This window comes from Maribacter stanieri (assembly GCF_900112245.1).
In the GTDB taxonomy this organism is placed as follows: domain Bacteria; phylum Bacteroidota; class Bacteroidia; order Flavobacteriales; family Flavobacteriaceae; genus Maribacter; species Maribacter stanieri.
Genome location: NZ_FOYX01000001.1, coordinates 2201436 through 2217213, shown reverse-complemented (window position 1 = coordinate 2217213; position 15778 = coordinate 2201436). Strand labels below are relative to the sequence as shown.

General features: G+C 36.3%; 4 protein-coding genes. 3 read left to right on the top strand and 1 reads right to left on the bottom strand.

Going from position 1 to position 15778, the window contains the following annotated elements:
- Both BM296_RS09565 and BM296_RS09560 read left to right on the top strand, forming a co-directional pair.
- Entirely contained in the window at nt 1-498 is a 498-nt protein-coding gene (locus BM296_RS09565; protein WP_027064391.1) for an IS1096 element passenger TnpR family protein, read from the top strand.
- Nucleotides 499-553: 55 nt separating this feature from the next.
- Nucleotides 554-1612, top strand: a complete 1059-nt coding sequence (locus tag BM296_RS09560; RefSeq protein ID WP_091902804.1) for a nucleoid-associated protein — start codon at nt 554-556, stop codon at nt 1610-1612.
- Nucleotides 1613-1698: 86 nt separating this feature from the next.
- On the opposite strand, the gene BM296_RS09555 is transcribed toward BM296_RS09560, so the two are convergent.
- A complete protein-coding gene (locus BM296_RS09555; protein ID WP_027064389.1) occupies nt 1699-2787 on the bottom strand; it encodes a hypothetical protein in 1089 nt (362 codons plus the stop codon).
- A 163-nt stretch (nt 2788-2950) separates the two neighbouring features.
- Between BM296_RS09555 and BM296_RS09550 the strand changes: the two genes are divergently transcribed.
- Nucleotides 2951-15739, top strand: coding sequence for a T9SS type B sorting domain-containing protein (locus BM296_RS09550; RefSeq protein ID WP_091902803.1), 12789 nt, complete (start codon nt 2951-2953; stop codon nt 15737-15739).
- Nucleotides 15740-15778: the final 39 nt, after the last annotated feature.

The following is a 15778-nucleotide window of genomic DNA, read 5'->3' as shown; positions in this document are numbered from 1 at the left end:
ATGATCTATAAAATTCGTGTAATTCTAGACGCTGAAGAGGATATTTTCAGAGATTTAGAGATTGAATCCCATAATTCATTAGAAGAGTTTCATAATGCCATTACTCAGGCATTTGGCTTTTTAGGTAATGAAATGGCTTCTTTTTACACTTGTGACGAAGAATGGAAACAAGATGAAGAAATTGCTCTTTTTGATATGAGCGAATCTGGATCTGATGTACGGTTAATGAACGAAACCTTTTTGGAGGATATCATGACCGAGAACAACCCAAAGCTTATTTATGTTTATGATTTTATGAACATGTGGACGTTTTTTGTTGAGCTTGCAGATATTCAAGAAAATGAAGATGGTCATTCATATCCTAATGTACTTTTTACATTTGGTGAATTACCAGAAACTCCGCCAGAAAAAAACTTTGAGGCTGAGAATAGCGCCTTTGATTTTGATGATACTTTTGAAAATTATGATGATTTGGATTTCGATGAAAATTGGAATTAAATTATATATAATACATTTTATTACCCTTGCTAACCATTAAAAATAAAAGCTTTTTATGATCAACTTATATGCTACCCAAATTGAAAGTATTTCTATACATAGAGTTGGTAACAAAAATAAGAACGAAGGTGTTTTTCTATCAGAAGAGCCTTTTAGACTTAACGATGAAACTACGGGTTTATTAAAGGAATATTTTTTTAAACCTTTTAGAGAAAAAGAAGAAAACTACTATAAACTAGATAATGAAATTGATGTAGAATTTAACGAACTGCATAAAATTGTCAGCCAAATATTTGAAGATACTTCTACGGCTCATATAAATTCTAAAAAAATAGCTTCTTTATTATTTGAACAATCTAACCACCCACATATTAAAAGTGGAGAGGTCTACGTAGCTCTTCTTTCTGGGTTGCTTTTAGATAACAAAAAGGTAGATGCCATCGGTATTTTCAAAAGTGAGTTGAAACATGATTTTATTCAGTTCGAAGAAAAAGATAGCAACCTAGATATTGTTATTCAGCAAGGTATAAACATTAACAAGCTTGATAAAGGTTGTTTAATCTTCAATGTAGATAAAGAAGAGGGTTATAAGGTACTTTCTGTAGATAGTAACAAATATGATACTAAATATTGGTTAGAGAACTTCTTGGGTGTTAATCCACTTTCAGATGATAACTTTAAGACTAAAAACTATTTAAAGTTCTGCCAGAATTTTGCAAAAGATGTTGTTTTACCAGCAGAAGACAAACAACAAGAAGTGTTATTCATGAACCGTGCGGTGAACCATTTTGCAAAAAATGATTCATTTGAAGAATCTACTTTTTTGAACGAAGTAATGGAAAACCCAGAATTGATACCGGAGTTTAAGCATTACAAAACCGAGAAAGGTCCTAAGTATAGCATTGAGGATGTATCTAATTTTGATATTGCAAATAAAGCAGTTTCAGATGCTCGTAAAAAGATAAAAAACGTTATTAATTTGGATACCAATATTCAAATTAAAATGGACTTCATTAATCCAGAATCTGCAGAGAAATATGTAGAAAAAGGATGGGATGAAGAAAAACAAATGTATTACTACTTAGTTTACTTTAACAAAGAGCAAAAGAGCTAATATCATTGACTTAAAAAATCAATACATCATATAAAAAGCCCCTTATTTTAAAGAAATAAGGGGCTTTTCAAATAGTAGAAAATGTTTTAATTATTAATTTTAATATTATGCTCAATAATCTGTTTTACACTAACATCTTCATAATTTCTTCGCACAAAATTAAGGGCAAGATCTAACACTTCTCCCATTGTCTTACAGTTCTTAAAATCCATATCCATAGTAAGAACTTCGATTTGTTCTCTTAGCATAGCTATGTTCTCTGGCGTAGAAATTTCATCGGTTTTACAGATAGCCCGTAACTTTTTAATTCTATTTCCAGAACTTAAAATACGTTTAGCTACCATAGAACGCTCTTCTAACTTATATTGATCAACAGAATCATGCGTTAATTTGTTCCGCACCAACTCAACCATTTGAAAGTTTTCTTTAAAAAATTGCGGTCTGTATACCTTCAATTTACCTTCAAAACATTGTTGATCAAAGTCAATGGCTCGTATTTTATACACTACATGGTCAAAATCATGCGTAGGTACAATAACATAATTATAAGAGCGCATATCGCCCAATAATCGAATCATGCAACGCTCGTTGAATTTTACAAATTCCTTAGCCAATTGCGCTTTTTCTCGTGGTGTACATTTTGGCAAATTGTTTTTTATAAATTCATCGCCTGGTATTCCTGCAATATGCTCTTCAATTAACGTGTCTTTATACACCAAAAAGTTTAGGTTATATGGAGACAGCATATGCTCTAATTCTAGTCCGTAGATACGAGATGCATCCGTTTTTTTGATATAAAAATATGTGAAGTTATCGTTTAAAATATTACGTATTTTAATACGAAAAGGTTTAGAGTTTCCAAACGTGCAAAAATCTACTGCATCTACATTAAGATATTGGTGAATATTATCACTACCATCTGAAAGTAAAATCGAATACACTTTCTTTAAACTATCATCAATTTCTTTTCTATCGAATTCAGAATAATAGGCTCGAATCCAAAGGGTGTCTTCATCATTTTTATCATATACAACTACCGACCCTGAAAATCGAAGCAAATCGTCGTAAAATATAGGAATTTCAATCTTACGACTATAATGATCCAAATAGCCATCTAAAGCCTCGCTTACAGGATAAGCAGGTTTTTTTTTAGACATTAATCTTTCTTCTGACATGCTTCAAATTTACTTACAAAATAATCAATTCAAACTAATAATTGAAAGCTAGTATATAGAATTAACACCTACAACAACATAATACCGCGTGTATACAACATTTTTTTATTTAAGAACTAAAACCTCGTTTTATTTGCTATTCATACCATATGAAACCAAACCAATGATTACGCATATCAAATCCAACATCAAATTACTCCTGTTTTTACTAATTGCATTCAACTCATTTTTAGGGTATGCACAATTAAGCGACCTTCATTTTTTACCACCAATGAAGCAAGGTCAAAACAACGCAGGTATTCAGAACCAAGCTATTTATTTATCTACACCAGAAACGACACCTTTCGACGTTTTCGTTTATCGTGGAACTTCAAATACAATCGAAAGAACAATCACCATAGATAATTTAAATCCTGGTGTTTGGACCTTAGGTAACGGTGATAACAACATTACGCTAGTAGATAACAACAACACCGGTAAAGTACTTACCAATAGCGGATTACGGTTTATTTCTGCTGGGGGACAAAAATTTTATGTTAATTATAGAGGTAAATCTGGCTCGCAAGCTGCATCGTTAACCGCTAAGGGGCGACAAGCTATGGGTACTAATTTTAAATGGGGCGGTGTTCCAAATAAAGGAAGTCACTCCTCAAAATCTAACACCTTAGGTATTATGGCAACCGAGGATAATACCACAGTAGTATTATCTGGTTATGATCCTGGTTGCGAATTTAGAGTAGGCGGAAACAGAGCTGGTATAACTGCAAACTCACATACAATAACACTAAACGCAAACGAATCTTTTGTTTATGAAACCTATATAGGAACATCACCTACCCAAGCACATGAAGATGGTTGGATCGGGGCATCAATAGTTTCTACAAAAGATATTGTAATTAGTAATGGTTCTATAAACTTTGGTAGTGAAGATGGTCAGAGCCATAGAGATGCGGGTATTGATCAACCAGTACCTATTAATAAACTAGGTAAAGAATATGTATTTATAAGAGGAAATGGTAACACTAATGGACTTACCGAATTTCCGTTAGTTATTGCAACAGCAGATAATACTCAAATATATGTGAATGGAAGTACTACTGCCATTGCTACAATTAATAATGGTGAATACTTTAAAATTCCAAGCAATAATTACTCTTCTAATACGGTAGGTGCCAACATGTTGGTACAAACATCAAAAGATGTTTATGCATACCAGTCAATGGCGGGATCAAGCAACTTATATACTCAAGGATTAAATTTTGTGGCTCCTGTTAACTGTCTGTTACCTGATGTAATGGATAATATACCAGATATTAGAAACATTGCCGGAACAACAGTAACCGGGGGATTAACCATTATAGCTTCCGTAAATACTATTGACTCTAATGTAAAAGTATTTGAAGACGGAGTTGAAATTTCAAAACCCGCCTCTACACCAGTAGCTGGATCAAGTGATTGGAAAACTTTCTATATACCAAACTTAGACGGAGATATTAGTGTGACTTCAACTGGACCAATGGCTATTGGATTCTTTGGATATAATGGTGCTCAAGGTGTTGCTGGTTATTTTTCAGGGTTTGACACCGTACCAGAAGTTGTTTTACAAATTAACGGAGGTGTTGAAGGTGATTGTTTTTCTGGTTCAAGTATTTTTGAAGCTTCTGATGATAATTTCGATGCTTACCAGTGGTTTTTTGATGGTGTTGCCATCCCTGGAGCGAATGCCTATGATTATGCCGCAACTATTGCTGGTGATTACTATGTAAGAGGAACAAAAGGACCATGTACTTACGATTCACAAACCATTAAAATTTTCTATTGTGAGCCAGATGTTCAAATTATAAAAACCGTTGACAAACCTGAGATAACAGAGGGGGAAACTGCCACATTTACTATCAGAGCAGAGAACTTATGGTATTTGCCAATCACTAATCTTCAGGTAAAAGATAATATTCCTACAGGGTTAACCTTGAAAGGGGCTTCTACCATAACAGGATCTTGGAATGGAAATGTTTGGAATATAGGCACATTGGCACCGGGCGAAGTTGCATTCTTAACATTAGAAGTAACTGCAGACGAAATAGACATTCTGCCTTTACTCAACCTCGTCAATATAGCTACCAATACTCAAGACCAAACGGAAGCAAACATTACAAGAGATGAGCCTTCCGCCAGAATTATAGTACATAACGATTTTGATAATGACGGCGTTGTAGATAGCGTTGATTTAGATGATGATAATGATGGTATTTATGATTCCGTTGAACAAATGTGTATCATTTCTAGTGATGTAAATTTCACTTCACCATCAAGCACTGCACAAGGTGGTACTGCCGTAACAGAAATTTTCTCCAATTTCTCTGGTTTTTGGAGAAGTTCTACGACTTCTAGAAATCCAGTATTACCAAACTTATCACACGAATTATTAGCATTTACATCCGGAGGAACCACATTTACCACTGGGGTTGCAGACGATAATCTTTATGACTCCAACGGAAATGGTTTATCAGACGGCATAGACTCCAATAATGATGGAATTTCAGATATTTCAGCTACAGAATCTAGCTGGATGGCATTGACCCCTTCAAATAATATTTATAGCGAGGCAACCTTTGAAGCTAATTTAAATGATGGGAATAATGATAATGCTTTAGGATTAACCGTTATAAATGACCCTACCACAGACCCATTAAATCCTTTGTTGACCCATGGGCAAAATGGATTGGATCTTGGTTCTGGTATTGTTAACATTGGTGACACATGGACTTATGAAATAGACCCTATCGTAGCAACTAACGTTGGCGATGGTATACCAGATATATTATTAACCCAAGTTGCAGACCCAAGTGGTGTTGGTCATGTTGTAAGTCTTTATGATGCTACAGGTGCTCCTCTTGGAAATGCTGTACGTGTACAGGCTTATAGTGGTGGAGCACTTGCCGATGTTGTTGGCTCGTACAGATTAGATATTTACCACGCAAACGGAAGCATTTTCTATAACAATACTACAAGAGATTATCGTTTGGCTACAGTAGAATTGTCAGAATTTGGTATTCCCGCCGCTAGTTTAGCTGACGTTTCTTATCTACGATTACAACTTAGTTCAAATGCCGATGTTGCCTTTTTATCTTACAATACCGCGTCTTTTTCTGGATTCTGTGCTAATCTAGATACTGATATGGATGGCTATCCTGATCATTTAGACTTAGATAGCGATGATGATGGTTGTAGTGATGCCAACGAATTTTACAAAGATGATGCTACTGACGGTGGCGATGGTGGTGAATATGGAACAGGAGCTCCTGCGGTTGACCCAACCGATGGTACCGTAAATGCTGCATCTTATACTCAGGTATTTGCTCCGGTAATTGTTTTAGGCAATACCTCAGAATTACTAGGTGGTACTGACATTAACGGTGAAGATGTTGATTTAGGAGATACTTACAATTACGTATTAAGATTTCAGAACACCGGTGATGATCATGCAACTAACTTTACGATAAAAAATGTTCTACCAAATAACGTAAGCTTAGATGATATAAACATTGACGATGCACCAGGAGTAACCAGCAGTTATGACGAAAGTACTAGAACTATAACTTTTACTATACCAGATGCTTTGGTTCAAATTGGTGATCCGGAATACAAAATAAAGATAACGGTATCTGTTGCGGGCGACTGTTCTGAGTTCGTAGCGGCTTGTGCCTCTCAACTAGAAAACAATGCCTATGCTAATTACTCGGGTACTCTAAATACCAATACCTTTTCTGATGAAGATGGTAGTAACCCGGCAGGTGCTTGTACAACAACTCTAGAAGTTGCCGCAAACAATGTATCCGATGCATTGGCAAATTGTAACGTAGCACGTACGGTTCAGCTTTGTGGTGCCAGTGGTACCCTTTCGGCTGGTTTGGGCTTTGACACATATACTTGGGCCATAGATAACAACAACAATGGATCAATAGATTCTGGAGATACAATATTAAATGATGGAACATCTAATACTTTAGTAGTAACCACAATAGGTAATTACATTGTTGAAAAGACGGCAACATCTGGTTGTGCTAACCATACAGAATTAATTTCTGTTGAGCGTTATGGAGAAACCCAAACGAACCCAATTATTAGTTATTTGAACCAAGTAAATTCAGATAGTAATCCTGATAATGATATTCAAGGGGAAACTGTTACATGTTCAAATGACAACAGCTCAATGCCACATATCTTCCTTTGTGGAGATACCGATAGTGCTTTTATACAATTAGGTATTACCGATGCACTAAGCATAAAATGGGAAAAACTAGATGAAACAAGTTGTGATGTTGCAACTTGTGGCGATGCTAGTGACAATTGCGCAAATACCAATGGAAATTGGACTTGGAACGAACAAACCGATTCAGATAACTTTACTGTTACCGAAAGTGGAAAATATAGAGTTGTTATTGGTTATGAAGGTGGATGTTTTAGTAGGTTCTATTTCAATTCGTACCAAAACACATTAGATATTCCTGAACCAGATTCTTCTGATATTATTTGTAATACAGATGGTTCTATTAGAGTAATCGATTTAGGTAGCGGTTACGGTTATCAGTTATATGATGTTGAGAATAATTCAATCGCAGTACCATTTAGTGCTGGTCAAGGTCCTAACTTTAATATCACTAGTCCTGGTACGTACAAAGTTCAGATTACACAACTTAATCCTTCCACTGGAGCACCGATAGCAAATAGCTGTATTTTTGAAACGGAAGAAATAGGAATTTCAGAAAGAATTTTTGAAGTAAACCCTAGCACTACTCCATTTGATTGTACTGATGCTGGTACTATCGCTATACAAGCTTTAAATGTATCCCCAGAATACAGTTACGAACTTTATTTAGACAATGGCAGTGGTGGTAAAGGATCATTGGTTGCTAACAACTTAGTTTCATCAGATAATACTCATACATTTACTGGGCTAGCGGCAGGTGACTATGTAATTGTTACCTCAACAACAGATGGCTGTTTAGATGAGCAAACTATTACTGTAGACGAAATTCCTGAACTTAGGTTAACAGCAACAAATCAAGAAAATATTACGTGTACTTCCGGTGTAATAAATTTAATAGGCACTGGTGGTACAACAGGGTACGAATATGCTATCTATAGTAAAGATGGTAATGCTCCATACACTGACGAAACTACTATTCCCGATTCAGATTTCACATCTAATCCATCATTTTTATTCGGATATGAAGGTACTCCTTCAACATATGTACCTAATGAAGATGGAGAATATATGTTTGTAATTAGAGATGATAACGGATGTTATGGATTCTCTAATATAGTAACCATGGAAGATTTGGGAACTATTTCCATATCAGCTACCAACACGGAAATCACATGTGCAGATTCTTCAACATCTGTTTTAACAATAACTGCATCTGGTGGTAATGCTCCATATCAATACAGTCTAGATGGTGGTACTACTTATCAAACAGAAAATTACTTCAACAATATTTCAGCAGGTAATTATACCATTACAGTTATGGATTCTAGTGGTACTGCCGGTAATGGTTGTATAGAGACTTATGAATATGAAGTTACCCAACCATTTACGCTAACGGCATCACCTTCCATTATAGAAGATGCATCTTGCGATACTTCTGGTGCTGCAACACCTACTGCTTTAGTAAAGATTTTAAATGCGAGTGGCGGTCAAGCTCCGTATCAATATAGTTTTGACGGAGGAAGTACGTTTACCGCAGTTGACGAGCAACGTTTAACACCAGGAAATTATCAATTAGCCATAAAAGATGCTTTAGAATGTTCTACAGATTTAGAAATTACAGTACCGAGTGCTGCTATTGACCCTACATTCACTAATGACATAACGTATGAGTGTGATGGAAACGGAGTAGTTACAATTACCCCTTCTAACACAACAGACTTTACCTATACTTATAAATTAAACGGTACAGATAACACACCATTAGATAGCAATATTTTCAATAATGTTGCTCCAGGCACACAAACAATTACTGTTGGCTATACAAGCTCAATAGCTGCCGACCAAAGTACTTTATTCCTTGAAAATTTTGGATCTGGTGTTACTACACAGATTGCAGAAATAGGTACAGGATATTGCTACGAACCACAAGATGGTACGGATACAGACTGTAATTTAGGTCCTGCCGGTATTCTTGTAAATGCTGAATATGCGGTAACAAACAGAATAACCAATCCTAATACATCTTGGAGAAGCCCTAATGACCATACAGGATTGACCGATGGTAGATTTATGGCAATTGGGGTAAGTACCTCAGCAGGCAATAATAATATTCTATGGTCAAGAACAGGCTTGGAAGCACTTGCCAACCAAGACATCACCATATCATTTTATGCATATAATATATTAGTAGACAATGCATCTGGTAACGACCCAGAGGTATTAGTAGAATTGGTTGATGGTTCTGGTGCTGTAATCAGCAGTCAGGCAACAGCGTCTATTCCTCAAAACAACAACGCAAACGATTGGCATTTAAGAACAGTAACATTTAACCCAGGAGCCAATACTGCTGTTGGTGTTGTTTTACGTACCAATTTAGACAGTGATAATGGTAACTTCTTAGTACTAGATGACATTCAGGCTTCACAAACTCCTGAGATATGTGAACAAACACAAGATATATCAGTTATAGTAGAAACTGGAAAAACTTTTGAGGTAGCCATTTTAGGTAGCACAAACCTTACTTGTAACGGTAGCGATAACGGTAGTATTCGTTTTGAGGTTTCTAACTTTGATCCTACTTTCGGATATCAGTATTCTTTGGATGGAGGTACAAATTGGGTAACCGAAACAACTTCTCCAATAACCACCCCATCTACCCTGGCAGATGGCACGTACAACTTAATGGTAGAAAAGATAGATGACAATTCATGTACTGCAACTTCAGCAACATCTGTTACTTTAACTTCACCTAATGCGTTAACGGCAAGTTTACAACAAACTGCAGAATTTACTTGTTTTAATACAGGTGCAACTTTACAGGCAACTGCTACTGAAGGTACACCAAGTTATGAATACCAATTAGAAAGAACTGATAATACTATTGTTAGAATTTATGATACATCATCACAATTCTTAAACGTGCCAGCTGGTGATTACCATGTTAGAGTTAAAGATCAAAACAATTGTGAAGTAGTATCAACGGCAACTGTAAGTGTAGTTCAACCAGAAACCATTGCTTTCGGTTTAACCGCAACACAATGTTATGATGGTCAAAGTAACGGTACTGTGACCGCAACAGTTACGGATGGTAATGGTAATTACTCGTTCAGGATTAATAACGGTGCTTGGCAAACCCCTACTCCTGCAACCAATTTAGCATATACCTTCAATAATTTATCTGAAGGAACCTATAATGTAGAAGTAACCGATATTTATGGTTGTGTCTCTACAATAGAATCAATAACGATTGCACCTACAATTACACTTAGCGTTGTGCCTGTAAATGCAAGTTTATGTGCGGATGGTAGCTTAACGGCAACAGCTTCAGGCGGAGACAACAATTTCATGTATGCTTTTATCCCTTCTGGAAATACAGTTACTGATGCTGATTTCTCGGCAAGTAATTCAACAACAATTGCGCTGGCAAATATTGGGAGTTATGACATTTATGTAAGAGATAAGGCAAATGCTACAGATGCTTGCCAAACAATGGTTACAGAGACCGTTGCTGCAAATCCGGTATTGGACATATCAGCAGTAGCTACAGACCCAGATTGTCATGATGGCACCGGTAATATTGCCGTGACCATTAATGACGGACTATCTCCTTTCGATTACCGATTGGTAGATGTTACCAATGGAACACCAGACCAAGTACAAACTGATGTAGTAGGTACTACTAAGACATATTACAATTTAGCACCGGGAACTTATGATGTTATCATTACGGATGAAGGCGGCTGTTCAGAGACAGAGACCGTAACTATTACAGCACCTATTGAATTAACTGCCGATGCAGAAGGAAGAACACCAGTTGCATGCACAGGTGACCCTAATGATTTCGGATTTGATATTCTAAATTATCCAACAACAATAGGCACTCTAGAATTTAGTGATGATGGGGGTGCAACTTGGCAAACATCGGATCAGTTTAGAGGATATACATCAGGTTTCGAAGTTGAACCATCAATAAGAACGGTAGATGGTAGTGGTAATACAATTTGTAAAACAGATTTACCAAGGTTAATCATCCCTTTTCCTTTAGATGATTTAGATATTACCATACTTCCAATCATCGTAAATTGTGATGAACTACAAGTAAGTGTACGAGGTCAAAATGGTACTGCACCTTATGAATACACGTATTCAGAGGATCCTGCTAATTTTAACATAGTTACTCCAGTAAATGGATGGACGACGCCTTATGCTACAGGTACTACACATACCTTCAATAATCTAGTACCAGGCAGAACTTATGCATTCTATGTACGAGATGCTGTTGGTTGTGTTAGACAGAGTAGTGTTAACGTAAATGATATCATCACGAACCCAATGGTGATTACATCAGTTATTACTCCTGCATGTGAAGGCTCAAGTAATGGATCAATAGAGTATACTATTACAGATTCAGATGGTTCCATAGAACCTGATATGGAATGGTTCTTATATGATATAGATGGTAATATAATTAGAGATAGTGGCGGCATTGTTAGCTATTCTAGTACAATAAATGTGACAAGCTTACCAGAAGATGAATATTATATTGAGGTACAACAATATAATGGTGGAGCACCACAATGTATAAGTGCAAGTGAAAATGAGATTCTAGAAATGTTGGATGAGATTACAGGAGACACACAATCTATTCAAGATATTTCATGTGAAAGCCCAGGTTTAATTTTAATTGACAACCTACAAGGTGGTGGTGGCACTTATTTCTATACTATTACGGGACCTGCCCCTTTTACTCCTATTACGGCAATCGGTGACAACCCAATAGAAATAGCTGCAAATTCACCTGCAGGAACGTATACCGTAAACGTCGAAGATCAATACGGTTGTACTTATCCGCTTGATGATGTAATTATGAACTTTACTGCAGCACCAAGTATTACTGATGTGGCAATTGCTAATTGTGATACTAATGCATCTGTTACCATTACGGCAACAGGCACGGGTACTAAATTATATTCTTTAGATGGTGGAAGTACATATCAAAATAACGGAGGTACATACAACACTGTCCCTGCCGGCAATTATGATGTATTTATAAAAGATGAAACTGGTTGTACAGACACAGTTAATATAGATGTTCACCCTACCCTACAGGCATCAGCTAGTTTAGACAAACAATTAGGTTGTGATGCCGGTTTTGAGGCAGAAATAGCTATTGAAGGTATTTCTGGTTCAGGTAATTATGAGTTCGAAATTCTTGACAGCTCTTCAGCAGATGTTGAAGCAAGGCAAACTCTTACAGGTGGAGCCATGAATGTACCAGTAGGTGTTCCGGATAATACTATAGACACAGATTATACCGTCAATGTTTATGATATTAGTACCGCCTCTCCAAATTGTTTTAGAACTTTTACAGTAACCATACCTGCGGTTATTCGTCCAGATTTCTCGGCTACTCCTATTGAAGTTAGTTGTTCAGGTGCGGAAGACGGAAGTATAGAACTAGTTCAAGTAAATAATGGAAATAATCCGTTAGCATATACGATAAACCCTATGCCTGCAACGGCTATTTGGGATGCAACCACCCAATCTTTCACAGGTTTACCTGGTGGCTCATATGATGTAACCGCAAGAGGTCCTAATAACTGTACCACAGTAAAAACAGTGGTTATAGATGAAAATGCAGCTGTAACATTTACTGCTCCCGTTCCTGACCAATTTGGTTGTGCTACAGGTAATGATGGTGACAATGCCACAATAACAATAGACGCAAGTTCAATTAATGGTGGTAGTGGAACATACAATCGTTTTGAATTTATAGATGATGTAACAACCAATGTACTTCAAAACAGCAGTAGTTTAACCTACACGCACACAGATGTGGCTGGGGGTGATATTATTGTTCGTGTATACGATGACGAAGGTTGTTCTGCAGAACATATTGTTACTATAAATCCTTATGATACATTTGATACTGCCTCAATTACAGTTGACAGAGAATTGGATTGTGTAAATAGTGGGGAAAATATCACAGTAAATGTATCAAGTACAATTACGAACTCTATAAGCAATCTAGCCAACTATGAATTTAGAATATTGCCTTCTACCACTTATCAAACAGGAGATAATACATTTTTAACACTAGCTATTGGAACATATACTATTGGTATTAGGAATATTACTACAGGTTGTGAAATTACAAGAACCCACACAGTAGAAGACCCAAACACGTTTAATATAGAAGTTAATAAACTTGCAGACGTAATATGTTATGGTACCGATGGAGGAATTGAAGTAACATTTACCGATGCATCATATACAGGTGACTTTAACTGGGAAGTTTTCAATGCTGATGGTACGGCTACCACTCGTACAGATGACGCTGGTACTTTTACAGGTACAGGAACAACGGCATCTATTCCGGTTGCTGCAGGTAGTTACATTTTAAGGGCTTCACAAGTTGGTACACCACAGTGTATTCAAGAAAGGTCGTTTACCATTACTTCGCCTAGTGCTCCTATTACTTTGGCAACAATAGATACCAATGATGTTGGTTGCAGCAATGATATGGGAAGTGCAAATATTATTCCTAATGGTGGTGAAGCACCTTTTAATATTGTACTTACACATATTAGTACTAGCACAGCATACACAGCTAATCAAGTAAATAGCAATTTATTTAGAGGTTTAAGCGATGGTCAATATACAGTACAGGTAACAGATAACTTAGGTTGTACAGAAACCTTTACCAATGCATTTACATTATCTCCTCCAGAACCGATAGTGGCGAATATTCAAACTACTCAAGGCTTGGTTTGTGAAGGCGATACCATTGCCGAAATAATGGGTGGATTTACACCTAGAACGGTTACGACCAATTATAGATATATTCTTAAAACTTACGACAGCGACGCTCCTGGAGCCAATCTAATTCAAACAACAAGTGCACAAACATCTCCTACTTTCAGCAATTTAAGATCAGGATATTACAGCATTACTGTATTAGATGATTTAAACTGTTCAGACGAAACAGCAATTATAGAAATTATTGAGCCTATTGAAGTTAAAGGTCAATTGGTAACAGCGCAAAGAGCAACTTGTTTATCCGATGCAGAGCTATTGCTAACAGCATCAGGTGGTACCGGTCCTTACATGTGGAATATTGATGGTACATCAACATTCAATGCAATGAATGAAATAAATGGTCCAAACACCCATTTGTTTACGGGAGTTCTACCAAATACATATCAATACTATGTACAAGATAGCGAAGGTTGTATTTCTGTTTTAACGAACAGCATTACCATTAACCCAATTATTCCATTAACAGTAACATTGGATAATGATAATCCGACAATTAACTGTAACGGCGATAACACGGGAGTTATAAATGCTGAGGCTCAAGGCGGATTAGGTAATTATCAATATGCCTTATTCTCTGATGCAGGTTTAACCAATGAAGTAAGTCCAAATCAACAAACAGGTCTGTTCACAGATTTATTGGCAGGTTCATATTATTTAAGGGTACAGAGTGATGACTGTGAAGTAACATCAGCCTTAATAACTATTACGGAGCCTGACCCACTTCTAATTGATATCGCAAACACATCAATTACTGATGTAACATGTAATGGTCAAGAAGATGGTAGTATTACGGTAAACATGATTGGTGGATCTGGTATTTATCAATATGCAATTTCACCGAATTTGGATCGCTTTAGTGATGACAATACATTCAATGAATTGGCTCCTGGTGATTATATCATTATAGCACAAGATTCCAACGGTTGTTTTGAACTTGTTGAAGCTACTATTGTAGAACCAGAAGTTTTAGAAATAACTACGGCAAGTACTCCTGAAATTTGTGTAGGCGAAGAAGACGGAACTATTGATTTAACCATAATTGGAGGTACCGCACCATATAGCACACGTTTAGCAGACGAAGCAGATTTTGTTCAAGATAGAACAAGCTTTACAAACTTGGCTGCAGGTGATTACATCATCTATATTGAAGATGCACAAGGTTGCGAAGAGACAATTATTGTAACTATTGATACCGGTGTTGACCTTGGAGCTATCGTTGAACCTATTTATGGGTGTAATGGTAACTTCCCAAGCAACTATGTAAACATTGTATTAAATGACCCAAGCATAGAAGATGATGTTCTTTTTGGATTAGATACTGTTGATCCTATGGAAATGCAATTAACACCTATTTTCAGAGAATTGACACCGGGTACACATTTTATTAGTATTTCTCATGCAAATGGATGTATTGCTACATATGATGTTGAAATATTAGCATTTGAACCACTTGAAATAACTGTGGTTGAAAGTAACATAAATCAAATAACTGCAACGGTTACTGGCGGCAGAGAAAATTATACATTCTACTTAGATGATAGGGATATGGGCTCTGAAAATGTATATTACATTACCGAAACCAATACATACGATGTAACCGTAGTAGATGAAAATGGTTGTGAATCTACTGCAAGTATATTTATAGAGTTCATTGATATTGAAATACCAAATTTCTTTACGCCTAATGGTGATGGAGAAAATGATATGTGGATGCCATTGAACATTGAGATATATCCTGAAATATTCATATCCATTTATGATAGATATGGTAGAACAGTTTATACATTTAAGGACAATGAAGATGGCTGGAATGGTTTCTATCAAAATGCAGAATTACCAACAGGAGATTACTGGTATATAATCAAACTAAATGGTGAAGCAGACACAAGAGAGTTTGTAGGGAATTTTACACTCTACAGATAAAACTTTAAAGAGTGGTAGTTTAAACTACCACTCTTTTCT